We start from the raw sequence: 23,658 nt of genomic DNA, 5'->3' as shown, positions 1-23,658 counted from the left end.
CCGGTAGCCCCGCTCTTTTTCAAGAGGGGTGTCAGATTAAGTCGAGACTTCTACATGTTATTCTTCAATCTGCAAAAAACGATCTGAAAGAACTCAAGTCCTACCTCACGCGACAGTTCTCTACATCAACCTGGCAACAGACTTACGAGTTGCTCAAACAGGCTTTACGCCGCCTGGAAACCCAACCGTATGCAGGCTCGATGCCGGAAGAAATCGAAAAGCTGAACCTGACCCAGTACCGACAAGTTATCTGCGCAATGAACCGGATCATCTACGAAGTCCGAGACAAGACCCTCTACATCCACATCATTGCCGACACACGTAGAAACCTGCAGGCACTGCTACTCAAAAACCTTATCCAATAAAAAGCCCCGCAACGCTGAAACGTTTCGGGGCTCTATCTGACGCGCAAGGTTCACTGTAGGAGCGAGCTTGCTCGCGAAAAAAGTACAGCCAACGCAACAATGCGCCTGGAATACTTTCGCGAGCAAGCTCGCTCCTACAGAAGGCGTTACGCCTTCTTGTGGTAACCGGTCACACGCGCCACTTCTTCCTTGGAGCCCAGGAACACCGCTACACGCTGGTGCAGGCCTTCAGGCTGGATGTCGAGGATACGCTGGTGGCCGTCGGTGGAAGCACCGCCGGCTTGTTCGACCAGGAACGACATCGGGTTGGCTTCGTACATCAAGCGCAGTTTGCCCGGCTTGGACGGCTCGCGGCTGTCGCGTGGGTACATGAACAAGCCACCACGGGTCAGGATGCGGTGCACGTCAGCGACCATCGCGGCCACCCAGCGCATGTTGAAGTTCTTCTTCAACGGGCCTTCTTCGCCTTCCATCAACTCGTTGACGTAGCGCTTGACCGGCTCTTCCCAGTGGCGCTGGTTGGACATGTTGATCGCGAATTCCTGGGTCGAGGCAGGAATCGAGATGTCTTCGTGGGTCAGCACGAAGCTGCCCATTTCACGGTCCAGGGTGAAGCCCTTGACGCCATCGCCCAGGGTCAGCACCAGCATGGTCTGTGGGCCGTAGATCGCATAACCGGCAGCAACCTGCTCGGTGCCTGGCTGCAGGAAGGCCTTTTCGTTCAGGGCTTCGTTCTGGCTCAGGTATTCGTTCGGGCAACGCAGTACCGAGAAGATGGTGCCGACCGGGGCGTTGATGTCGATGTTCGACGAACCGTCCAGCGGGTCGAATACCAGCAGGTAGGCACCCTTGGGGTATTTGCCCGGGATCTGGTAGGCATTGTCCATTTCTTCGGACGCCATGCCGGCCAGGTGACCGCCCCATTCGTTGGCTTCGAGCAGGATTTCGTTGGAAATCACGTCGAGTTTCTTCTGCACTTCGCCTTGCACGTTTTCAGTGCCCATGCTGCCCAGGACGCCGCCCAGCGCGCCCTTGGACACGGCGTGGCTGATTTCCTTGCAAGCACGCGCCACCACTTCGATCAAAAAGCGCAGATCGGCAGGGGTGTTGTTGCTGCGGGTCTGCTCAATCAAATAGCGACTCAGGGTAACGCGGGACATGGACGGCTCCGGAGAATGGGGGGGCTAAAAACCCGCGCAGTTTAGCGCGAGTCGGGGCGCATTTCCTCCTATCAGACGAGATAACCCTGACAGAGTTCATGTAGGCCCCGGCTCAGGGCTTGGTAGGCGGCTTGCGCAACAGACTGTAGGCCATCGCCCCGAGTGCCGCCACGCCCAGCAACAGCACGGCCCACAGGCCGACTGCCTGCCAGTTGATGCCTGCGGCCTTGGGTGCGACAGGCGGATTGAGCTGCCACTCGCCATCGAGCCTGGCCTGGCCCAAACCTGCCAGACGCTGGGGGCTGTAGTCGGGAATCAGCGTCGTCAGCGACAGGTTCGCCGCCTTGGCCGACGGATTGCCCACCGCCAGGGTAAACGGCGGTTCGCCCCGTGCCAGAAACACCAATTGCGTGGCCCGCACGGCAAAACTCAACGCCGGGGCCTGGGCCCCCAAGCCACCGCCGCGCTCATCGACATCCAGCTTGAGTTGCTGGACCGGGTAACCCGGCAACTGCAATTGATCCTGGGTGACTTCTTGCCCGCCCTGCGTCAAGCGGTAGAGCAAGCCACGACTCAACGGTTGCCACACCTGCTTGCTGTCCTGGCGCCCCAGCAGGCCAACCGGAGCCAGGCTGTTGGGTTGGCGCAACTCGATGCGGACCCGCTCGATGTTCAGCGCGGTGGGCAACTGCCAGCTGTATTGCCCAGGCTGGATGACGCTACCGGCCAGTGGCTGCGACCACACCAGCGGCAATGGCTGGCTGTGAGTGCTCTGCACCTGGATCGACGTCAGCTCCGGCGCGGCCTGGCCTTTCCATAACAACCGCAAGTAGCGGGCGGACTGTCCGGGCAAAACCACTTCACGCTGCTCAACCCGTTCGTCGGCAAATGCCAGGCGCGCCACCTGCCCTTCACCCCAGGATCGCCAGTGCTGCAAATCGTCGCTGGCTTCGATGCTCAAACGCTGGAAACCGTCATGCTCACTGCTCCAGTCGAGGATCAGCTTTTGCAGCGGCGCCTTGATTGCACTGGCATCCAGCAACCAACCGCGACGCACCTGCACGCTGGTCGGCAATTCACCCATCGGTTGCACCTGGACCAAGGTTCCGGTGGCGCTGGATTGCACGCGCACGCCCGGTACGGTCTCGCCAGTGTTGTCGACGGCGTACAACGGGAACCCCTTCAGGCGGGCCAGGCTGTCTGCGTTTTCGGCCGACTGGCGCACCAACGCATACGCCTGGGGTTCACCGGCCGCGTTGAACACCCGCACATCACTGAGATTGGCCTGACGGGCGCTCAATTGCACCGCCAACGGCAGCTCCAGCGTGTACCAGGGGCCTTCGCCGCTGATCGCCAGTAGCGCCTGGCTGCTGAAATCAGCAGGTGCTTCCCCGGCACCTGCCGTGAACGCGGTACACAGGCCCAGCAGTGTGATGCTCAGTTTGCCGATCAAGAGGTTGCTCCTTGGGTTTCACGCTTGGGCGGCAGCGGAGCGAAATACCCCACCACCAGCAACAGTCCGCCCACGCCGATAAACGACACGATCCGCTCCAGGCCGCCACGGTTGCTCAGCTCGACGAGGAACAGCTTGGCGACCACCACGCCAATCAGCACCGCGCCGACCAGCCACACTTCCCGGCGATTGCGCAGGTGACCGCCGATCATCAGGCCCAGGGCAATCAGGGTCCAGACAATCGACAGCCCGGCCTGGACCAGCATTGACTCCAGCAACGCATCCAGATGAAACGGTACGCCACCCCAATGGTGCGCCGCACGCATCACCAAGGCGGTGAAGAAGGCAAACAGCGAAACCCCGGCCACACCCTGCGCAATCCATGGCGTGCGCCCGCCCAATTGCGGCGCCGCGCTGCGCGCCCACAAGTACACGCCCAACAGCGCGAACAGCAGGCCAAGGTCCAAGGGGCTGAGCAACGGCACATAGGGCAACGGCTTGGCGGTACCGTCGCTGAAGATATTGGCCAACCAGAACCACACCAGCATCAGCGCGGCCAGCGGCAGCGCCGCCAGCAGGCGGTATTCACGCGAATAGGCAGATATCGGCCACGGCCACTGACGCGGCGCAGCGACGGCGATCAGGTACAGGCTTGGGAAAATCGCCCAGCCCAGCCAACGCCAGGCGTTGTATTGCACCGACAGCACCAGCAAGCCATAGCGCAACTCCAGGGCCAGCATGCCGATCAGCATCCAGCAGCCCAGCACATGGGCGATGCTCAGGACTTTGGCCGGCGCCACGTTGCTCAACCGGCGCAACGCAATGAAATGCACGGCGAACACACTGATCCAGGCCAGCCAGCCAAATTCGGCCGCCGGGTGGTAATAGCGATGCGCCGAGACCAGCAGCACCATCGCCGCCGCCGGCATCAGCAATAGGCTCAAGGCGCCCAGCGATGCCCAGCGCAGGCGCACGGCCAACAGGGTCCAGAGCGCCACACTGGCCGCCGCGGCCACCAACAGGAACGTGGCTTGCAACTCCGGTGGCGTGAAGCGCAGCACTTCGTTGCTCAACGCCGACGCCCACCAGATCACGCCCCAGGCCAGCAGCCCATCCGCGATACGCGGCAACTTGAGCCCGTCAAACACCGACGATTGACCCGTGCCCTGCAAACGCCAGGCGCCCACAAATGCCGCCAGGCCCACGAGCATCGGTGCCCAGAATGCGAGGTGCCGGAACGCCGGCCACTCTTCATCGATCCATGGCGCCCACCACAACAGCAATGCGCCGCCCAGCACTTGCACCGCAAGTCCCGCAAACAGGAAGGTACGCGAAGCGATGCGCAGGCCGGCAAACAGCGTCACCGCGCCCGCCAGCGCCCAACTGATCGCCGTACCGTTGATCGACAACAGCAACGGCGCCAGCAAGTACAAGCAGCCCAGCCCCAAGCCGGCCAACACCGGCAAGCCGTAGCGCTCCCAGCCAGACACCTGCTCATCGCCCGCCTTGCGCAGTTGCCAGAAGCTGAACAGCATTGCTACGCCAAGCAGCAACGCGCCCAACGGTGCACCCTCAAGCAGTGTGTGTTCGCCCGCCTCCAACTCACTGAGAAACGCCAGTGCCGCCCCCAGTTGCAGCAGCAGGCCAAACCCGCGCGCCAGCAAGCGCTGCTGGCGCAGGCCCAGCCAGAAGATCCCCGCGCCTTCCACCGCCCAGGCCGCGGCCGTCCAGCGCGCATCCAGGCCCAGCGGGATCGCCAGGCTGGCAAAGATCACGCCCAGGGCCAGGCAGGTTTCTGCGAGCAACACCGTACGCCCGCCACTGAGCACACGCGCCAGGAGCATATAGATGATGCCCAACGCCAACGCGCTGAATGCCGGCGCGAACGCCAGGTGTTGCACCAGGGTGAACTGCAAGCCGAACGCCACAATCGGCGGGCCGAACAACAGGCCGCCATCGACATAATCGCCCTTGGCCGCCGACCAGCGCAGCAGTGCGCCACGGCTGTCATCTTCCGGGGCATCGCTCATTTCCAGGAGTTTGCGCCGCGCAAACAGCAGGCCGATGGCCAGGTACATCAGGAAAAACACAATCAGGAACGGCTCGGTACTCCACAGCAGCTCCGGCGTGTAGGAGCGGATCCCCCAGGCAAAGCCAATGCCGAAGGTGCCGGCAAAGCCAATCACATTGAGCAAGCGCCAGGCCTTGAACCAGGCAATGGCGAGGATGCCAACGTTGAGCAAGGTGAAGTAACTGAACAGCGCCACATGGCTGCCCTCGCCGGTGGACGCCAGGATCGGCGCGGCGAAACCGCCCAGGGCGGCGGCGCAGGCCAGGCCGATGGCGTCCTGGGTAATCGCGAGGATCGCCGAAAACAGCGTCACCGCCACCAGCAGGCCGAGTGCCGCGCCGGGGTCGAGCAAAGGGTGCAGACGCATGGCGGCGAATACCGTCAGGTACAACACGGCGATGCCGGTGCCTTGCAGGATCAGCGCGTAATTGCCGTTGCGCAGGCGCAGCCACCAGCCCAAGCCCAGCAAGCCCAGGGCGCAGGCAGCAACCCCGGCGTAACGCAGTTCGATGGGCACATCGACGCCTTCAGTGGCATAACGCAGCAAAAAGGCCAGGCCAAGGAACAGCAGCACCACGCCCACGCGCAACACGGTATTGCCGCCCAGCAGCCAGTTGCGCGCCCCCAAAATGGCACGTTCGATCAGGTTGGGGCCGCGGGGGACTTCGGGTTCAGCGACGCGCGCAGCAGCGGCAGGTTTCCACAGGTCGTCCGGTAGTGGCTGACTGGGTTCGGGGGGATAGGTCGGTTGCAGTTCGGCGGGCAGTTCCCAGACCAGCTCGGGCGCAGCCACGGGTTCAGCAATGGGCGGTTCGACTTGAGGCGGCTTTTCCAGCACCGCGAGGCGTTGCTCCAGAGCCTTCAAGGCGCTGCCCAGGTTCGACAGACGAATGGCTTGGCCAATCCCCAAACCCAGTAGCGCACCGAAGCCTGCGTCACTGAACGATTCATCCAGCGCCCAGCCGAGCACCAGGCCAATCAGCATGAACATCCATTGCATGGTCGAGATCCCTAAGCAAACCGAGGCCTAGTATATCGATGCAATCCCAATGTGGGAGGCTTGTGTGGGAGCTGGCTTGCCTGCGATGCAGACGCCTCGGTGTATCAGTGACACCGAGGGGATGCTATCGCAGGCAAGCCAGCTCCCACACAAGCCCGTCACACCTCGCTTTGCGCCGTCTAGTCCAAGGCTTTCCAGATCTCGGTCGCATATTCCCGGATGGTGCGGTCTGACGAAAACCAACCCGTGCGTGCGGTATTGAGCACCGCCGAACGCCACCATTCCTTGGAATCATGCCAATGGGCTTCGACCCGCGCCTGGGCGTCCCAGTAGGAATCAAAGTCGGCACACACCAGGAAACGGTCGTAGTAGATCAACGAGTCGATCAGCCCCACATAACGGCCCGGATCGTCCGGCGAGAACACCCCGCCACGGATCGCTTGCAGCACGTCGTTCAGGCGGTGGGAGGCGGCAATATCAGGGCTGGCATTAAATTCTCCGGCCTGTTTGCGCGCCTCTACCTGCTCGGCACTCAGGCCGAAGATAAACATGTGCTCGCCGCCGATACGCTCATGCATCTCGACATTGGCACCATCCATGGTGCCGATGGTCAGCGCACCATTGAGGCCGAACTTCATGTTGCTGGTGCCTGAGGCCTCGAAGCCTGCGGTGGAGATCTGCTCCGACAGGTCGGCCGCCGGAATGATGTTTTCTGCCAGGCTGACGTTGTAGTTGGGCAGGAACACCACTTTGAGCAAGCCACGCACGGTCGGGTCGTTGTTCACGGTGCGGGCGATGTCGTTGGTCAGCTTGATGATCAGCTTGGCCTGGTGATAACTGGCCGCTGCCTTGCCGGCGAAGATCTTCACCCGTGGCACCCAGTCCACTTCGGGCTCGGCGCGAATCGCCTGGTACAGGGCGACGGTGTGCAGCAGGTTGAGCAACTGGCGCTTGTATTCGTGGATGCGCTTGACCTGCACATCGAACATCGCCGCCGGGTTGACCGAAATCCCCAGGCGCTCGTGGATGATGTCCGCCAGCACCCGCTTGCTGTGCAGGCGCTGCTCGGCGAAGGCTTTGCGAAAGGCGTCTTTCTCGGCGAAGGTTTCCAGCTCTACCAGGCGCTGTTCCATGTTGTCGAGAATGTCCGGCCCGAGGGCCTCCACCAGCATCGCAGTGAGCTTGGGGTTGGCCTGGAACAGCCAGCGGCGGAAGGTAATGCCGTTGGTCTTGTTGTTGATCCGCTCGGGGTAGAGCTTGTGCAGTTCGGAAAACACCGTGCTGCGCATCAATTGGGTGTGCAGGCCGGAAACGCCGTTGACGCTATGGGAACCGAGAAACGCCAGGTTGCCCATGCGTACGCGGCGGCCGTTGTCTTCCTCGATCAGCGACACGGCGCGCAATACGTCGAAATCGTGAATGCCCTTGGCCCGCAGCGAGTCGATGTGCTGGGCGTTGATCAGGTAGATGATCTGCATGTGCCGGGGCAACATGCGCTCCATCAGGCCCACCGGCCAGGTTTCCAGGGCTTCGGGCAGCAAGGTGTGGTTGGTGTAGGACAGCGTCTCGACGGTGACCTGCCAGGCCGCATCCCAGGCGATATCGTGCAAATCGACCAACTGGCGCATCAATTCGGCCACGGCAATCGAGGGGTGAGTGTCGTTGAGCTGGATCGCCGCGTGTTCGCCCAGGCTCAATACCGAGCCGTGCATGTTTTTGTGGCGGCGCAACAAGTCTTGCAAAGAGGCGGCGACGAAGAAGTATTCCTGGCGCAGGCGCAATTCCTGCCCTGCTTCGGTGCTGTCGGCCGGGTAAAGCACCCTGGAGATGCTTTCGGCACGGGCCACTTCGGCCACGGCGCCCAAATGGTCGCCGGCATTGAAGCGCTCCAGGTGCAGGTCTTCCACAGCCCGCGCACGCCACAGGCGCAAGGTGTTGACGCTGGCACCGCGCCAGCCGACCACCGGGGTGTCGTAGGCCACTGCGCGCACGGTCTCGCTGGGCGTCCAGACCTGGATTGATTTGCCGGACGCATCCAGCACGGTCTCGACGCTGCCGCCAAAGCCGATCGGGTAGATCACCTCGGCGCGCTCGAACTCCCAGGGGTTGCCGAAATCCAGCCAGCGTTCGGTCTGTTCCTGCTGCCAGCCATCGACAATCGCCTGGCGAAACAGACCGTGCTCGTAGCGAATGCCATAGCCATGGCCGGCGATGCCCAGGGTCGACATGCTTTCCATAAAGCACGCGGCCAGGCGTCCCAGGCCACCGTTGCCCAGGGCCGCATCGGGCTCCAGCAGGCGAATGCGCTCCAAGTCCACGCCCAACTCGCCTAGAGCTTCGCGCGCCACCTCCAGCAGGCCGAGGTTGCTCAGGCTGTCAAACAGCAGACGGCCAATCAGGAACTCCAGGGACAGGTAATACACCCGCTTCTGCCCGCGCCGGTAGATATGCCGGGTATGGTCCATCCAGTGATCGACCATATGGTCGCGCGCCGCCAGGGCGATGGCTTCGAACCAGTCGTGGTCGAAGGCGTGATCGGGATCCTTGCCCACCGCGTAAGTGAGTTTGGTCAAGACGGCATCGCGAAATGCGGCTACCTCTGCTTCTCGTACAAGCGGTTCCTGAGACATCGGTGCGACCTCGGGCGAGATAGAAGAAGGGAAATCCTAGAGCCTAGACGGTCTGACAAACGGCATGGCTGACGGTTCGGCAGTTTTTTCACTGATTGCCTGGCGCAGGAATTAGATGCAGGGGCCGTGCCCAACTCAGGCAGCGAATCAGCCTTTGAGCCGAAACCCGCAAAATATTGTTCAAAAAATCACCAATCCCGGTATGATCGCGCGCCCGGACAAAGCCCCTCTTGGAAACCTGATGAAGCCTCAACTAATCGCCGCCGCGGAACTCGACCGTCTCGAAACGTGGCAGAAATACTCCAGCCACATGTGCGGCGGCTGCACGTCCAACTGCTGCACCCTGCCGGTTGAGGTGAAGATCAAGGATTTGATCCGCATTGGCATCGTCGACGAATTCGAGCGCGGTGACCCGCCGAAGAACATCGCCAAGCGTTTGCAGAAGGAAGGCATCGTCGAGCGTTTCAACTCCAAATCCGAGATCTTTACCCTGCAGCGCATGAGCAACAACGACTGCCTGTACCTGGATCGTAAGACGCGCTTCTGCACTATTTATGACAAGCGCCCGGATACCTGCCGTAACCACCCGAAGATCGGGCCACGGCCGGGGTATTGCGCGTACAAGCCCAAGGAAGTGGTGCGCGAGACTAAGTTGCGTACGCTCGACAAGTTCTAAATGTTTGTTGCCTGACAGATCGCCATCGCAGGCAAGCCAGCTCCCACAGTTGATCGCGTTCATCCTGAATAAACTCGGTCAATGTGGGAGCCGGGCTTGCCCGCGATGAGGCCAGGCCAGACACCACAAAAACTGCAGGCATAAAAAAACGCCCCCGGCCTTTCGACCGGGGGCGTTTTTATTCAGCTAGAACTAAGTATCAGTTCTTGGCCTTTTTGGCAGCGCGGGTACGCTCGCCTTCGTCCAGGATCTTCTTACGAAGACGGATGGACTTCGGCGTCACTTCGCACAGCTCGTCGTCCTGGATGAATTCCAGGGCCTGTTCCAGGGTGAAGCGAACAGGTGGAACCAGGGCGATGGTTTCGTCTTTACCCGAAGCACGCATGTTGTCGAGCTTCTTGCCTTTGGTTGGGTTGACGCCCATGTCGTTGTCACGGCTGTTCAAACCAACGATCTGGCCGTTGTAGATCTCTTGACCGTGTTCAACGAACAGCTTGCCACGCGCCTGGAGGGTTTCCAGGGAGTAGGTCAGTGCCTTGCCGGTTTCTACCGATACCAGAACACCGTTCTGACGGCCGGACATGTCGCCGGACTTCATGGTGTCGTAGCGATCGAAGATCGAGGTCAGGATGCCAGCACCGTTGGTCAGGGTCAGGAACTGGTTACGGAAACCGATCAGACCACGAGCAGGGATGTTGTATTCCAGACGCACACGGCCTTTGCCATCCGGCACCATGTTGGTCAGGTCGCCCTTACGCAGGCCCATCTCTTCCATGACCTTGCCCTGGGATTCTTCCGGGGTGTCGATGGTGACGTTCTCGAACGGTTCCTGCTTCACGCCGTCAACGGTACGGATGATCACTTCTGGACGACCAACGCCCATTTCGAAGCCTTCGCGACGCATGGTTTCGATCAGTACCGAGAGGTGCAGCTCACCACGGCCGGAAACCTTGAACTTGTCAGCCGAGTCGCCTTCTTCAACGCGCAGTGCAACGTTGTACAGCAGCTCTTTGTCCAGACGTTCCTTGATGTTACGGGAAGTCACGAACTTGCCTTCTTTACCGCAGAATGGCGAGTCGTTTACCTGGAAGGTCATGGAAACGGTTGGCTCGTCAACGGTCAGAGGCTTCATCGCCTCGACAGTGTCCGGCTGGCACAGGGTGTCGGAGATGAACAGCGAGTCCATACCGCTCACGCAAACGATGTCGCCGGCGAAAGCTTCTTCAACGTCGATACGGTGCAGGCCGTGGTGACCCATCAGCTTGAGGATACGACCGTTGCGCTTCTTGCCGTCGGCGCCGATAGCCACAACCGGGGTGTTCGGCTTGACGCTACCACGAGCGATACGGCCAACGCCGATAACACCCAGGAAGCTGTTGTAGTCCAGTGCCGAGATTTGCATCTGGAACGGACCGTCACGGTCAACTTTCGGTGGTGGCACGTGGTCAACGATCGCCTGGTACAGCGGGGTCATGTCTTCCGCCATGGCGGTGTGTTCCAGACCGGCAATACCGTTCAGGGCCGAAGCGTAGATCACTTGGAAATCAAGTTGTTCTTCGGTAGCACCCAGGTTGTCGAACAGGTCGAAGATCTGGTCCAGAACCCAGTCCGGACGCGCGCCTGGACGGTCAACCTTGTTGATGCACACGATCGGACGCAGGCCGGCTTCGAAAGCCTTCTTGGTCACGAAACGGGTTTGCGGCATAGGGCCGTCTTGAGCGTCAACCAGCAGCAGAACGGAGTCAACCATCGACATCACACGTTCAACTTCGCCGCCGAAGTCGGCGTGGCCCGGGGTGTCCACGATGTTGATGTGGTAGCCGTTCCAGTTGATGGCGGTGTTTTTCGCCAGGATGGTAATACCGCGCTCTTTTTCCTGGTCGTTGGAGTCCATCACGCGCTCGTCGTTGAGCTCGTTGCGCTCCAGGGTGCCGGATTGACGCAGGAGTTTGTCTACCAGGGTGGTTTTACCATGGTCAACGTGGGCAATGATGGCGATGTTACGTAGATTTTCGATCACTTGTGTATCTCGATCAGAGGATTCGGTGTGCTGACAGGTCGTGGCAGCGATTAACAGTAGAGTCAGGCCTTGCCGTTACAGCTTGACGGCAGAGTCGGGGGGCCGGTGACGCAGGCCACAGGCAAACAGCCCCGGGCTCTTAGCTCGGTCGATAAACGCGCACATTGGCATGCCCCTCACTGAGCAAATGGTGGGCATGCAGGCGACTCATCACGCCTTTGTCGCAATACAGCAGGTACTGACGGCTGTTATCCAGTTCCTTGAAACGCGCGTTCAGTGCATAGAACGGCAGCGTTTGCACGTCGATGCCAGCGATTTCCAGCGGCTCATCCTCAGCGGCATCCGGGTGACGGATGTCGATGACGATCTGGCCGGCCAGGGCCTCGCTGACTTCTTCGATCTGCACATCCTGGCCCAGTTCATCGATTACACGATCAATCGGCACCAGTTTGGCGTTCTCGAGCGCTCGCTCCAGAATCGCCATGTCGAATTCTTTCTCTTCATGCTCCACGCGGTAGCGCTTGGCATGGGTCTTGGGGTTCACCGAGATGACCCCGCAGTACTCTGGCATGTGCTTGGCGAAATCTGCGGTGCCGATTTCGTTGGCCAGGTCGATGATGTCCTGCTTGTGGCTGGCGATCAGCGGGCGCAATACCAGCTTGTCGGTCACGCAGTCGATCACGGACAGGTTCGGCAGGGTCTGGCTGGAGACCTGGGAAATCGCCTCGCCGGTCACCAGCGCTTCGATTTGCAGGCGGTCGGCGATTTTCGACGCTGCGCGCAACATCATACGCTTCAATACGACGCCCATATGACCGTTATCGACTTTTCCGAGAATTTCTCCCAGGACTTCCTCGAACGGTACGCTGACAAACAGCACACGTTGGGAGCTGCCGTACTTCTTCCAGATATAGTGCGCGACTTCCATCACGCCCAATTCATGTGCACGCCCGCCCAGGTTAAAGAAGCAGAAGTGGCTCATCAGGCCGCGGCGCATGATCTGGTAGGCCGCCACGGTGGAGTCGAAACCACCGGACATCAATACTAGGGTCTGCTCCAGCGCGCCCAGCGGGTAGCCGCCGATGCTGTTGTGCTGGCTGTGGATCACATACAACCGTTGGTCGCGAATTTCGATGCGAACTTCGATTTGCGGCTCTTTGAGCGAAATTCCAGCGGCGCCGCACTCACGACGCAGCTTGCTGCCGACGTATTTTTCGACGTCCATGGAGCTGAACGGGTGCTTGCCGCCACGCTTGCAACGCACGGAAAAGATCTTGCCTGCCAGCTGGGCGCCGTAGTGCTGCTTGCACTTCTCGGTGATGTCGTCGAAATCGCCCAGCGGGTACTCGTCAATCTGCAGGAAATGCGCGATGCCCGGCATGCAGCTCAGGCGCTCGGTCATATCTTTCAAGGCTTTAGGGTCGGTAACGCGGGTTTCCAGTTCGAGATTGTCCCACACACCATTCACCACCACAGCCGGGTCCAGGTCACGGAGCACGGCGCGGATATTCTTGGCCAATTGACGGATGAAACGCATCCGTACCGGTCGGCTCTTGATGGTGATCTCGGGGAAGACTTTAACGATTAATTTCATGGAAACAGCGCGCACAGGGCCAGCCGAAAAAGGGGGGCGCGGATTATAGCGGAAATAGCTCAAGGTTTAACCAGTTAATATACAAACGGCATGCAGCGCACCAAACAGGTGCATTTGCGGGGGATTGCGCTACATTGCAGTGCGCTATTTTTGCCGTTTTGACGGTTTGCACCTTTATAGGGGCGATTTTGAGGCAAAAAACCCATGTCGGGGCACTGGCATGCAATTTGCTCTCTTGTGAGGCAGGTTGCCATGGCGGACTATCCGCGCCGGCATCACCCACATTCTAAGGGCTACTCCACTACCCAAGCCCGAAGCCACCCGGAGGACACTATGTCGAAGTCGGTTCAACTCATCAAAGATCATGACGTTAAATGGATTGATCTGCGCTTCACGGACACCAAAGGCACTCAGCACCACGTGACCATGCCGGCTCGCGACGCGCTGGATGACGCCTTCTTCGAAGAAGGCAAAATGTTCGACGGCTCCTCCATTGCTGGCTGGAAAGGCATCGAAGCCTCCGACATGATCCTGATGCCGGACGACTCCACTGCTGTCCTCGACCCGTTCACCGAAGAGGCGACCCTGATCATCGTCTGCGACGTGATCGAGCCTTCGACCATGCAAGGCTACGACCGCGACCCACGTGCGATCGCCAAGCGTGCCGAGGAGTACCTGAAGTCGACCGGTATCGGTGACACTGTATTCGTGGGCCCGGAGCCAGAGTTCTTCATCTTCGACCAGGTTAAATTCAAGTCCGACATCTCCGGCTCCATGTTCAAGATCTACTCCGAACAAGGTTCGTGGATGTCCGACCAGGACGTGGAAGGCGGCAACCATGGCCACCGTCCAGGCATCAAAGGTGGCTACTTCCCAGTTCCGCCATTCGACCACGACCACGAAATCCGTACCTCCATGTGCAACGCCATGGAAGACATGGGCCTGGTCATCGAAGTGCACCACCACGAAGTGGCCACTGCCGGCCAGAACGAAATCGGTGTGAAGTTCAACACCCTGGTAGCCAAGGCTGACGAAGTCCAGACCCTGAAGTACTGCGTACACAACACTGCCGTTGCCTACGGCCGTACCGCTACCTTCATGCCTAAGCCTCTGTACGGCGATAACGGTTCGGGTATGCACGTTCACTTGTCCATCGCCAAAGATGGCAAGAACACCTTCGCTGGCGAAGGTTATGCCGGCCTGTCGGACACCGCCCTGTACTTCATCGGCGGTATCATCAAGCACGGTAAGGCCCTGAACGGCTTCACCAACCCGTCGACCAACTCCTACAAGCGTCTGGTCCCAGGTTTCGAAGCACCGGTAATGCTGGCCTACTCGGCTCGTAACCGTTCCGCTTCGATCCGTATTCCTTACGTGTCCAGCCCGCGTGCTCGCCGTATCGAAGCCCGCTTCCCGGATCCAGCAGCCAACCCGTACCTGGGCTTCGCTGCACTGCTGATGGCTGGCCTGGACGGCATCCAGAACAAGATCCACCCAGGCGACGCCGCCGACAAGAACTTGTACGACCTGCCGCCTGAAGAGGCCAAGGAAATCCCACAAGTGTGCGGCAGCCTGAAAGAAGCCCTGGAAGAGCTGGACAAGGGCCGTGCGTTCCTGACCAAAGGCGGCGTGTTCAGCGACGACTTTATCGATGCCTACATCGCCCTGAAAAGCGAAGAAGAAATCAAGGTCCGCACCTTCGTACACCCACTGGAATACGAGCTGTACTACAGCTGCTGATCCGGTAGCGCTGCTCAACGTGGCGTGAAAAAAAGGCCTCCTTCGGGAGGTCTTTTTTTGCCTGGAATAATGACGATCCACCTTTGCACACCCCATCAAAACTGTGGGAGCTGGCTACCTGCGATAGCGGTGGTTCAGTCAGTCGTGATGTGACAGATACACCGCTATCGCAGGCAAGCCAGCGCCTACAGTTTGATTGGGTGCTTTCAGGAAATATTTGATCGATGAACAGAATGCAGTGATTCGCACTATATTGGTGCGATAGGTTGCACCCACGCCCACTGGTCAACCCATTTTGGGTCGAAATCTCCCGATCAGGCTGGCAAAGCGCCATAGTTTCGCGCCCCAAGCCCTTATTTCAGGGGATTTACGCTTCTTTTCGGAGCCTTGGTTTGGTTTTTGCATTTTCCTGGTATCAGCGTGAGCCTCAAGCCCGCGCCTTGCTCCAAAAGAGGTCCTAATGACCATCAGCGACGCACTGCACCGCTTGCTACTCGACAACCTGACCACCGCGACCATCCTGCTCAATGACCAATTGCGCCTTGAGTACATGAACCCCGCGGCAGAGATGCTGCTGGCCATCAGCGGTCAGCGCAGCCATGGACAATTTATCAGCGAGCTGTTCACCGAGTCCGCCGAGGCCTTGAGTTCGCTGCGCCAGGCCGTGGAGCAAGCCCACCCGTTCACCAAGCGCGAAGCGATGCTCACCGCCCTCACCGGCCAGACCCTGACCGTTGATTACGCGGTCACGCCGATCCTGAGCAAAGGTGCGACCCTGCTGCTGTTGGAAGTCCACCCCCGTGATCGCCTGCTGCGGATCACCAAGGAAGAGGCGCAACTGTCCAAGCAAGAAACCAGCAAGATGCTGGTACGCGGCCTGGCCCACGAGATCAAGAACCCGCTGGGCGGGATTCGTGGAGCCGCACAGTTGCTGGCCCGCGAGCTGCCGGACGAGAACCTCAAGGACTACACCAACGTCATCATCGAGGAAGCCGACCGCCTGCGTAACCTGGTGGACCGCATGCTCGGCTCCAACAAGCTGCCGTCGCTGGCGATGACCAATGTGCATGAAGTGCTGGAGCGCGTCTGCCAGTTGGTGGAGGCCGAAAGCCAGGGCTGCATCACCCTGGTGCGCGACTATGACCCGAGCATTCCCGACGTGTTGATCGACCGCGAGCAGATGATCCAGGCGGTACTCAATATCGTGCGCAACGCCATGCAGGCCATCAGCAGCCAGAACGAGCTGCGCCTGGGCCGCATCAGCCTGCGCACCCGCGCCCTGCGCCAGTTCACCATCGGCCACGTGCGCCATCGCCTGGTGACCAAGGTCGAGATCATCGACAACGGCCCGGGCATCCCGGCCGAACTGCAGGAAACCATTTTCTTCCCGATGGTCAGCGGCCGCCCGGACGGTACCGGGCTAGGCCTGGCCATTACCCAGAACATCATCAGCCAGCACCAGGGCTTGATCGAATGTGACAGCCATCCCGGCCACACGACCTTTTCGATCTTTCTGCCACTGGAACAAGGAGCCCCATCGACATGAGCCGTAGTGAAACTGTCTGGATCGTCGATGACGACCGTTCCATCCGCTGGGTCCTGGAGAAAGCCTTGCAACAGGAAGGCATGACCACCCAGAGCTTCGACAGCGCTGACGGGGTGATGAGCCGCCTGGCACGCCAGCAGCCCGATGTGATCATCTCCGATATCCGCATGCCCGGCGCCAGTGGCCTGGACTTGCTGGCGCGGATCCGCGAGCAGCATCCGCGCTTGCCGGTGATTATCATGACCGCGCACTCGGACCTCGATAGCGCTGTCGCGTCCTATCAGGGGGGCGCCTTCGAATACCTGCCCAAGCCATTCGATGTCGATGAAGCGGTGGCGCTGGTCAAGCGCGCCAACCAGCACGCCCAGGAACAGCAGGGCCAGGCCGTAGTGCCCACACTGACCCGCACCCCGGAGATCATCGGCGAAGCGCCGGCAATGCAGGAAGTGTTTCGCGCCATCGGGCGCTTGAGCCACTCCAACATCACCGTGCTGATCAACGGTGAGTCCGGCACCGGTAAAGAGCTGGTCGCCCATGCCCTGCACCGTCACAGCCCACGGGCCGCCTCGCCGTTCATCGCGCTGAACATGGCGGCAATTCCCAAGGACCTGATGGAGTCCGAGCTGTTCGGCCATGAAAAAGGCGCGTTTACCGGCGCGGCCAACCTGCGTCGCGGCCGTTTTGAACAGGCAGATGGCGGCACACTGTTTCTGGATGAAATCGGCGATATGCCGGCCGATACCCAGACCCGGCTGCTGCGGGTGCTGGCCGACGGTGAGTTCTACCGCGTGGGCGGCCACACGCCGGTCAAGGTCGATGTGCGGATCATCGCCGCGACCCACCAGAACCTGGAAACCCTGGTACACGCCGGGAAGTTCCGGGAAGACTTGTTCCACCGCCTCAACGTGATCCGCATCCATATTCCACGGATGTCGGACCGCCGCGAAGACATCCCGACCCTGGCCCGCCACTTCCTCAGCCGCGCCGCCCAGGAGCTGGCGGTGGAACCCAAGCTGTTGAAGGCGGAAACCGAGGAATACCTGAAAAACCTGCCGTGGCCAGGCAACGTGCGCCAGCTGGAAAACACCTGCCGCTGGATCACGGTGATGGCGTCCGGGCGCGAAGTGCATATCAGCGACCTGCCACCCGAGTTGTTGAGCCTGCCACAGGATTCGGCGCCCGTGACCAACTGGGAGCAAGCCCTGCGCCAATGGGCCGACCAGGCTTTGGCTCGCGGCCAGTCGAGCCTGCTGGACAGCGCCGTGCCGACCTTTGAGCGGATCATGATCGAGACCGCCCTCAAGCACACTGCTGGCCGCCGGCGTGACGCCGCCGTGCTGCTGGGCTGGGGCCGCAACACCTTGACCCGCAAGATCAAGGAGTTGGGGATGAAGGTTGATGGCGGGGATGATGACGAGGGTGAAGAGGGCTGAGCACAGCCCTCCAGGCCACTGAAGATCCCCCCTGTGGGAGCGGGCTTGCTCGCGAATGCGGAGTGTCAGTTGATACATTTCCAACTGATCCACCGCATTCGCGAGCAAGCCCGCTCCCACATTTTGATCTTCATCCTGTCGCGGGATCGTGCACCGCTTCAACGCACCGCGAACCGGCATCGCGCACAAACCCAGGGTCGTTTTCAAAAAAATCCTGATCGCCGAAAACACAAAAGCCCCGTAAACCGGGGCTTTTCGCTTTCTGGATAAGATTTTTTGCACCCTCAGCCAACTCTGGCACGCACCCTGCAATAACCCTTGTACTACCCAGTTTCGGGGACCTTGGTACAGGCAGGCCGAGAATCCCCTCTTTAATTCGAGCGTCACACCGTTTTGGGAGCCCTGGTACAGGCAGGCCGGGAACTCCCTCTTTTATTGCTCCAGGAGATGGATCTCCAGCCGCCAGCGGTCATCGACCGCCTTGCCCGACCATTCCCCGCGCAACGGCCGCGCCGCCACCAGGTTCAGCAGCAACCCTTTGTCAGCCTTGCGCACCCGCCAGTTCACATCCTTGTCATTGACCTTCAATTGTCCCGCCTGGGCCGTACCCAGCGCGTCGAACAGCAGCGCTACGGTGCCGTCGATATGTTCGCCGTGCAGCTTGGGCTCGCTGTTGAACCACACCACCAGGCCATCGGTTGCAGGCTCCACCTGGAGCAGCTCAACCGGGTCCGGGGTGGTCAGGCGACCGATCATCAGGCCCACCATCAGGCCGACAATCGCCAGTGAGCCCAAGACTCTGGGCAATAGCTGCGGCCTGGGATCATCTTCAGGGGTAGAATGCGCTGCATCTTTACCTTCGGAGCCGTGCATGTTTCACGTCATCCTTTTTCAACCAGAAATTCCGCCGAATACCGGCAACGTTATCAGGCTGTGCGCCAACAGTGGCTGCCACCTGCATTTGATCGAGCCGCTGGGCTTCGAGATGGACGACAAGCGCCTGCGTCGCGCGGGCCTGGACTATCACGAATACGCCACCCTGCAACGCCACGCCGACCTTGCCAGTTGCCTGGAAAGCCTGGGCCATCCACGGCTGTTTGCGTTCACCACCAAAGGTTCGCGGCCGTTTCATGATGCCAGCTTTGCCGAGGGGGACGCCTTCCTGTTCGGCCCGGAAAGCCGTGGCTTGCCGGCAGAGGTACTCGACGCCCTGCCCGACGGCCAGCGCCTGCGTTTGCCGATGCGCGAGGGCTGCCGCAGCCTGAACCTGTCCAACACCGTGGCCGTTGCCGTCTACGAAGGCTGGCGCCAGCTCGGTTTCAAGTAACACCCCTTCTCCCTGTAGGAGCGAGCTTGCTCGCGAAAAACCAACAGGCGACGCGGGCTACCTGATAGCGCTGCGTCATCGTTGACGCTTTTCGCGAGCAAGCTCGCGCCTACAGGCGTTAGCAGTGCATAAAAAAAGCGCCTGTGATGGCGCTTTTTTATGCATCGAAGGCTTACTGAACCGTCGGCGCGCCTTCCTGTTGCATGCGCTGCAGCTCTTGCGCGTACAGGGCATCGAAGTTCACCGGGGCCAGCATCAGCGCCGGGAACGAACCACGGGTGACCAGGCTGTCCAGGGTCTCGCGGGCATACGGGAACAGGATGTTCGGGCAGAACGCGCCCAGGGTGTGGCTCATGGACGCATCGTCCAGGCCCTGGATCAGGAAGATACCGGCCTGTTGCACTTCAGCGATGAACGCCACTTCTTCACCGTTCTTCACGGTGACCGACAGGGTCAGCACGACTTCGTGGAAGTCGCCTTCCAGTTGCTTTTGACGGGTGTTCAGGTCCAGGCCAACGCTTGGAGTCCACTCCTGGCGGAAGATCGCCGGGCTTTTAGGGGCCTCGAACGACAAGTCACGCACGTAGATACGCTGCAGGGAAAACTGTGGGCCTTGAGCCTCTTCTGCTGCTGCCGCTTCGGTGTTCGGTTGGTCAGTCATCTCGCAGATCCTTCTTGATCTTGGGGTCTTTTAGGTTTTTGGAGTCAGACTAGGTTTTTGGAGTCAGACGTGAAGCAGCGCATCCAGTTTACCGGCGCGCTCCAGGGCGAACAGGTCGTCGCATCCACCGATATGCCTGCTGCCGATCCAGATCTGCGGCACGGAAGTGCGCCCCGCCTTCTGGGCCATCTCGGCACGCACCTGGGGCTTGCCATCGACCTTGATCTCGTCGAAGGCAACCTGTTTGCTCTGGAGCAACTGCTTGGCTCGCATGCAATAGGGGCAATAATCGCTGGAATAAACGACAACCTGGCTCATATCACTTCACCAACGGCAGGTTATCGGCACGCCAGCTGGAGATACCACCGGACAGCTTGGCGGCAGTGAAACCGCTTTTCATCAGTTCGCGGGCATGCCCACCGGAGTGCTGGCCCTGGGCGTCGACCAGGATAATGGTCTTGGCCTTGTGCTTTTCCAGCTCGGCGATGCGGGCGATCAGCTTGTCCTGGGGAATATTCAGCGCGCCAACGATATGACCGGCGGCAAAATCCTTAACCGGGCGAAGGTCAACCACTACGGCCTGGTCCTTGTTGACCAGTGCGGTCAGCTCGCCCGTGCTGAGGCTACGGCCGCCACGGCTCACTTCATGAGCAATCAGCAGTGCCAGCAGTACGACGAAGGCACCGACCAGCAGATAGTGAGAGGTAGCAAATGCAATCAGGTGATCAACCATCAAGGAGGTTCCAGGGCGTTAAAATGGCGGTAAGTATACACAGCCGTCATGGGGGGCCAACCCCCGTAAAGCGGTGACGGCATCGGAACTTCGCTTTAAACTGCCACTCACTTTTCAATCGCCTTCCTTTAATACCGCCGCGAGAGGATCTATGACTACCACGCCTAAACCTTTGGTCCTGATGATTCTCGATGGCTTCGGTCACAGTGAAAACCCCCACGACAACGCGGTATTCGCGGCGAACAAGCCCGTTCTAGACCGCCTGTGCGCCACGGTGCCCAATGGATTGATCTCCGGTTCCGGCATGGATGTCGGCTTGCCGGACGGGCAGATGGGCAACTCCGAAGTCGGCCATATGAACCTGGGCGCCGGACGAGTGGTGTATCAGGACTTCACCCGCGTGACCAAAGCCATCCGCGACGGCGAGTTCTTCGAGAACCCGACCATCTGCGCTGCGGTGGATAAAGCCGTTGCCGCCGGCAAAGCCGTGCACTTCATGGGCCTGCTGTCTGACGGTGGCGTACACAGCCACCAGGACCACCTGGTAGCCATGGCCGAACTGGCCTTCAAGCGCGGCGCCGAGAAAATCTACCTGCACGCCTTCCTCGATGGCCGCGACACTCCGCCCAAAAGCGCGCAATCGTCCATCGAGTTGCTGGACGCCGCATTCGCCGCCCTCGGCAAGGGCCGTATCGCCAGCCTGGTCGGCCGCTACTTCGCCATGGACCGCGACAACCGCTGGGACCGCGTGGCCCAGGCCTACAACCTGATCGTCGACGGCAACGCCGAATTCAACGCCGCCACCGCCCAGCAAGGCCTGGAAGCGGCCTACGCCCGTGGCGAGAGCGATGAGTTCGTCAAGGCCACCACCATCGGCGAGCCGGTGAAAGTCGAAGATGGCGACGCCGTGGTGTTCATGAACTTTCGCGCCGACCGTGCCCGCGAGCTGAGCCATGTGTTCGTCGATGACGGTTTCAAAGACTTCGAACGGGCGCGCCAGCCGAAAGTCGAGTTCGTGATGCTGACCCAATACGCCGCCAGCATCCCGGCCCCGTCGGCCTTCGCGCCGGGCAGCCTGGAAAACGTGCTGGGCGATTACCTCGCGAAAAACGGCAAGACCCAACTGCGCATTGCCGAAACCGAGAAATACGCCCACGTCACCTTCTTCTTCTCCGGCGGGCGCGAAGAACCGTTCCCGGGCGAAGAGCGCATCCTGATCCCATCGCCGAAAGTCGCCACCTACGACCTGCAGCCAGAGATGAGCGCGCCGGAAGTCACCGACAAGATCGTCGACGCCATTGAGAACCAGCGTTATGACGTAATCGTGGTCAACTACGCCAACGGCGACATGGTCGGCCACAGCGGCAACCTGCAAGCGGCGATCAAGGCCGTGGAATGCCTGGACCTGTGCGTAGGCCGTATCGTCGAGGCCCTGGAGAAGGTTGGCGGCGAAGCGCTTATCACCGCCGACCATGGCAACTGCGAACAGATGTCCGACGAATCCACCGGCCAGGCCCATACCGCCCACACCACCGAGCCGGTGCCATTCATTTATGTCGGCAAGCGCGACTTCAAGGTACGCGAAGGCGGCGTGCTGGCAGACGTGGCGCCTACCATGCTCATGCTGATGGGGCTCGAGAAGCCTGTCGAAATGACCGGTACGTCGATCCTGGTCTAATTTTCAAACCCACCACCAAACAATGTGGGAGCGGGCTTGCCCGCGATAGCGGCGGATCAGTCGACATTTGTATGGCTGACACAACGCAATCGCGGGCAAGCCCGCTCCCACATGGGTAGGTGGTGTTTTTGAAGATGGCTTTTAGCCACACCCGCGCCACTGGGCGCCTAACTTGCCCGCCAGCCCGAATTGGACGTTTTTTTTGCCGCGTGGGCCGGGCATACTAGGCCGTCCCTTTCCCTGGTGTCGCCCGCCTCTATGCTTCGCGCCTTGATTACCCTTGCTCTTGTCTGCCTGCTCCAACCGGCCTTTGCCGACGAGCGCGCGCAAACCCAACAACAGTTGGACGCTACGCGTCAGGACATTACCGAGTTGAAAAAACTCCTCGGCAAACTCCAGGAAGAAAAATCCGGGGTGCAGAAAGACCTGCGCGGCACGGAAACCGAAATGGGCAAGCTGGAGAAGCAGGTCCAGGAGCTGCAAAAAGAACTAAAGAAAAGCGAGTCGGAACTGGAGCGACTCGACGCTGAGAAAAAAAAACTCCAGAGCGCGCGCGTTGAACAGCAACGCCTGATCGCGATCCAGGCCCGTGCCGCCTACCAGAACGGCCGCCAGGAATACCTCAAGCTGCTGCTCAACCAGCAGAACCCGGAAAAATTCGCCCGCACCCTGACCTACTACGACTACCTGAGCACTGCGCGCCTGGAGCAACTCAAGAACTTCAACGAGACCTTGCGCCAGTTGGCCAACGTCGAGCAGGAAATCGCTGACCAGCAAAGCCAACTGCTGGCCCACAAAAGCAGCCTCGACACCCAGCGCGACGAACTGGACAAGGTGCGCAAGGAGCGCCAGCAGGCACTCGCCAAGCTCAACAGCGACGTAAAAGCCCGGGATGCCAAGCTGCAGGCGCGCCAGCAGGACCAGGCCGACCTGGCCAAAGTGCTGAAAACCATCGAGGAAACCCTGGCCCGCCAGGCCCGCGAGGCCGAGCAAGCGCGGCAAAAAGCGCTGATCGCCCAGCAGGAAGCAGAAAAAAAGCGCCAGCGTGAAGCCGAGGCGGTCGCCACCGACGCCCCGCGCAAACCCGCGCGCGCAGCACCTGGCCCACTGGTTTCCAGTGCCGGCGAATCGTTTGGCGGGCCTTTTGCTACTGCCCGAGGCAAACTTCCATGGCCAGTTGATGGTCGACTACTGGCACGCTTCGGTGAAACCCGTGGCGATGACACCCGCACCAAGTGGGACGGCGTGATGATCAGCGCCTCCGCGGGCAGCCAGGTACATGCCGTCCACGGCGGGCGCGTGGTGTTCGCCGATTGGCTGCGCGGCGCCGGTTTGCTGGTGATTCTTGACCACGGCAATGGCTATTTGAGCTTGTACGGCCACAATCAGACATTGCTCAAGGCCGCAGGTGATGTTGTAAAAGCCGGTGAATCCATCTCCACTGTCGGTAACAGTGGCGGCCAGGACACCCCGGCGCTGTACTTCGCTATTCGTCAGCAGGGCCGCCCAAGCGACCCTGCACAATGGTGTCGCGCCCAAGGATAGGGCCGCATCTACATTAGGAGTTCGTT

General features: G+C 60.4%; 18 protein-coding genes. 8 read left to right on the top strand and 10 right to left on the bottom strand.

Annotated elements, in window-relative coordinates; translation table 11 throughout:
- The first annotated feature begins 35 nt into the window (after positions 1-35).
- Positions 36-365, top strand: coding sequence for a type II toxin-antitoxin system RelE/ParE family toxin (locus KL786_RS11880; protein ID WP_215517714.1), 330 nt, complete (start codon positions 36-38; stop codon positions 363-365).
- 146 nt (positions 366-511) lie between these two features.
- Here the strand turns inward: KL786_RS11880 and KL786_RS11875 are convergent, their stop codons facing one another.
- The 4 genes from KL786_RS11875 to KL786_RS11860 all read right to left on the bottom strand — a co-directional run bounded on the left by KL786_RS11875 (position 512) and on the right by KL786_RS11860 (position 8,679).
- Positions 512-1,525 carry a class 1 fructose-bisphosphatase gene (locus tag KL786_RS11875; protein ID WP_032862268.1) on the bottom strand — a complete coding sequence of 338 codons (1,014 nt, stop codon included), beginning with the start codon at positions 1,523-1,525 and terminating at the stop codon, positions 512-514.
- A gap of 112 nt (positions 1,526-1,637) precedes the next feature.
- On the bottom strand, positions 1,638-2,975 hold the full coding sequence (locus tag KL786_RS11870) for a DUF3999 domain-containing protein (RefSeq protein ID WP_215517713.1): 1,338 nt from the start codon (positions 2,973-2,975) through the stop codon (positions 1,638-1,640).
- Positions 2,975-6,049: a DUF2339 domain-containing protein gene (locus KL786_RS11865; RefSeq protein ID WP_215517708.1), complete on the bottom strand. Its 3,075-nt coding sequence runs from the start codon at positions 6,047-6,049 to the stop codon at positions 2,975-2,977. The genes KL786_RS11870 and KL786_RS11865 overlap by 1 nt, the downstream gene beginning before the upstream one ends.
- Before the next feature lie 179 nt (positions 6,050-6,228).
- Positions 6,229-8,679, bottom strand: a complete 2,451-nt coding sequence (locus KL786_RS11860) for a glycogen/starch/alpha-glucan phosphorylase (RefSeq protein ID WP_215517707.1) — start codon at positions 8,677-8,679, stop codon at positions 6,229-6,231.
- A 241-nt stretch (positions 8,680-8,920) separates the two neighbouring features.
- On the opposite strand from KL786_RS11860, the gene KL786_RS11855 reads away from it, so the two are divergent.
- Complete coding sequence (locus tag KL786_RS11855; RefSeq protein ID WP_032862271.1) at positions 8,921-9,355, top strand: YkgJ family cysteine cluster protein; 435 nt, start codon at positions 8,921-8,923, stop codon at positions 9,353-9,355.
- A 199-nt stretch (positions 9,356-9,554) separates the two neighbouring features.
- Here the strand turns inward: KL786_RS11855 and typA are convergent, their stop codons facing one another.
- Positions 9,555-11,375, bottom strand: a complete 1,821-nt coding sequence (typA, locus tag KL786_RS11850; protein ID WP_024072901.1) for a translational GTPase TypA — start codon at positions 11,373-11,375, stop codon at positions 9,555-9,557.
- Positions 11,376-11,514: 139 nt separating this feature from the next.
- Entirely contained in the window at positions 11,515-12,969 is a 1,455-nt protein-coding gene (thiI, locus tag KL786_RS11845) for a tRNA uracil 4-sulfurtransferase ThiI (protein WP_215517706.1), read from the bottom strand.
- Positions 12,970-13,302: 333 nt separating this feature from the next.
- On the opposite strand from thiI, the gene glnA reads away from it, so the two are divergent.
- The 3 genes from glnA to ntrC all read left to right on the top strand — a co-directional run bounded on the left by glnA (position 13,303) and on the right by ntrC (position 17,688).
- Entirely contained in the window at positions 13,303-14,709 is a 1,407-nt protein-coding gene (gene glnA / locus KL786_RS11840) for a glutamate--ammonia ligase (protein WP_215517705.1), read from the top strand.
- 460 nt (positions 14,710-15,169) lie between these two features.
- The gene (gene glnL, locus KL786_RS11835; RefSeq protein ID WP_215517704.1) at positions 15,170-16,255 is read left to right on the top strand and encodes a nitrogen regulation protein NR(II); all 1,086 of its coding nucleotides are present in this window, start codon (positions 15,170-15,172) and stop codon (positions 16,253-16,255) included.
- On the top strand, positions 16,252-17,688 hold the full coding sequence (gene ntrC / locus KL786_RS11830) for a nitrogen regulation protein NR(I) (RefSeq protein ID WP_215517703.1): 1,437 nt from the start codon (positions 16,252-16,254) through the stop codon (positions 17,686-17,688). Before glnL ends, ntrC begins: the two co-directional genes overlap by 4 nt.
- 432 nt (positions 17,689-18,120) lie before the next feature.
- Here ntrC and KL786_RS11825 read toward each other — a convergent pair whose 3' ends face one another.
- The gene (locus tag KL786_RS11825; RefSeq protein ID WP_032862276.1) at positions 18,121-18,561 is read right to left on the bottom strand and encodes a hypothetical protein; all 441 of its coding nucleotides are present in this window, start codon (positions 18,559-18,561) and stop codon (positions 18,121-18,123) included.
- Here KL786_RS11825 and KL786_RS11820 point away from each other — a divergent pair.
- On the top strand, positions 18,560-19,015 hold the full coding sequence (locus KL786_RS11820) for a tRNA (cytidine(34)-2'-O)-methyltransferase (RefSeq protein WP_032862277.1): 456 nt from the start codon (positions 18,560-18,562) through the stop codon (positions 19,013-19,015). The genes KL786_RS11825 and KL786_RS11820 overlap by 2 nt on opposite strands.
- A 172-nt stretch (positions 19,016-19,187) precedes the next feature.
- Here KL786_RS11820 and secB read toward each other — a convergent pair whose 3' ends face one another.
- From secB to KL786_RS11805, 3 genes are all read right to left on the bottom strand, one after another.
- Complete coding sequence (secB, locus tag KL786_RS11815; protein ID WP_215517702.1) at positions 19,188-19,676, bottom strand: protein-export chaperone SecB; 489 nt, start codon at positions 19,674-19,676, stop codon at positions 19,188-19,190.
- Positions 19,677-19,739: 63 nt separating this feature from the next.
- The gene (grxC, locus tag KL786_RS11810; RefSeq protein WP_215517701.1) at positions 19,740-19,994 is read right to left on the bottom strand and encodes a glutaredoxin 3; all 255 of its coding nucleotides are present in this window, start codon (positions 19,992-19,994) and stop codon (positions 19,740-19,742) included.
- A gap of 1 nt (position 19,995) precedes the next feature.
- Positions 19,996-20,409, bottom strand: a complete 414-nt coding sequence (locus tag KL786_RS11805; protein ID WP_032862282.1) for a rhodanese-like domain-containing protein — start codon at positions 20,407-20,409, stop codon at positions 19,996-19,998.
- A gap of 151 nt (positions 20,410-20,560) precedes the next feature.
- Between KL786_RS11805 and gpmI the strand changes: the two genes are divergently transcribed.
- Both gpmI and KL786_RS11795 read left to right on the top strand, forming a co-directional pair.
- The gene (gene gpmI / locus KL786_RS11800; protein WP_215517700.1) at positions 20,561-22,087 is read left to right on the top strand and encodes a 2,3-bisphosphoglycerate-independent phosphoglycerate mutase; all 1,527 of its coding nucleotides are present in this window, start codon (positions 20,561-20,563) and stop codon (positions 22,085-22,087) included.
- A gap of 258 nt (positions 22,088-22,345) precedes the next feature.
- Positions 22,346-23,632: a murein hydrolase activator EnvC family protein gene (locus KL786_RS11795; protein WP_215517699.1), complete on the top strand. Its 1,287-nt coding sequence runs from the start codon at positions 22,346-22,348 to the stop codon at positions 23,630-23,632.
- The last annotated feature ends 26 nt before the right edge of the window (positions 23,633-23,658 follow it).

It is taken from the genome of Pseudomonas sp. TAE6080, assembly GCF_018732265.1.
Lineage (GTDB): Bacteria > Pseudomonadota > Gammaproteobacteria > Pseudomonadales > Pseudomonadaceae > Aquipseudomonas > Aquipseudomonas brenneri.
This window is presented reverse-complemented; position numbering and strand designations above follow the sequence as displayed.

What these genes read in the sequence shown, in the direction of transcription:
- KL786_RS11875 (WP_032862268.1), bottom strand. Translation starts at nt 1,525, where the DNA reads ATGTCCCGCGTTACCCTGAGTCGCTATTTGATTGAGCAGACCCGCAGC.
- KL786_RS11865 (WP_215517708.1), bottom strand. Translation starts at nt 6,049, where the DNA reads ATGCAATGGATGTTCATGCTGATTGGCCTGGTGCTCGGCTGGGCGCTG.
- KL786_RS11860 (WP_215517707.1), bottom strand. Translation starts at nt 8,679, where the DNA reads ATGTCTCAGGAACCGCTTGTACGAGAAGCAGAGGTAGCCGCATTTCGC.
- KL786_RS11855 (WP_032862271.1), top strand. Translation starts at nt 8,921, where the DNA reads ATGAAGCCTCAACTAATCGCCGCCGCGGAACTCGACCGTCTCGAAACG.
- thiI (WP_215517706.1), bottom strand. Translation starts at nt 12,969, where the DNA reads ATGAAATTAATCGTTAAAGTCTTCCCCGAGATCACCATCAAGAGCCGA.
- glnA (WP_215517705.1), top strand. Translation starts at nt 13,303, where the DNA reads ATGTCGAAGTCGGTTCAACTCATCAAAGATCATGACGTTAAATGGATT.
- glnL (WP_215517704.1), top strand. Translation starts at nt 15,170, where the DNA reads ATGACCATCAGCGACGCACTGCACCGCTTGCTACTCGACAACCTGACC.
- ntrC (WP_215517703.1), top strand. Translation starts at nt 16,252, where the DNA reads ATGAGCCGTAGTGAAACTGTCTGGATCGTCGATGACGACCGTTCCATC.
- KL786_RS11820 (WP_032862277.1), top strand. Translation starts at nt 18,560, where the DNA reads ATGTTTCACGTCATCCTTTTTCAACCAGAAATTCCGCCGAATACCGGC.
- KL786_RS11825 (WP_032862276.1), bottom strand. Translation starts at nt 18,561, where the DNA reads ATGCACGGCTCCGAAGGTAAAGATGCAGCGCATTCTACCCCTGAAGAT.
- secB (WP_215517702.1), bottom strand. Translation starts at nt 19,676, where the DNA reads ATGACTGACCAACCGAACACCGAAGCGGCAGCAGCAGAAGAGGCTCAA.
- grxC (WP_215517701.1), bottom strand. Translation starts at nt 19,994, where the DNA reads ATGAGCCAGGTTGTCGTTTATTCCAGCGATTATTGCCCCTATTGCATG.
- KL786_RS11805 (WP_032862282.1), bottom strand. Translation starts at nt 20,409, where the DNA reads ATGGTTGATCACCTGATTGCATTTGCTACCTCTCACTATCTGCTGGTC.
- gpmI (WP_215517700.1), top strand. Translation starts at nt 20,561, where the DNA reads ATGACTACCACGCCTAAACCTTTGGTCCTGATGATTCTCGATGGCTTC.
- KL786_RS11795 (WP_215517699.1), top strand. Translation starts at nt 22,346, where the DNA reads ATGCTTCGCGCCTTGATTACCCTTGCTCTTGTCTGCCTGCTCCAACCG.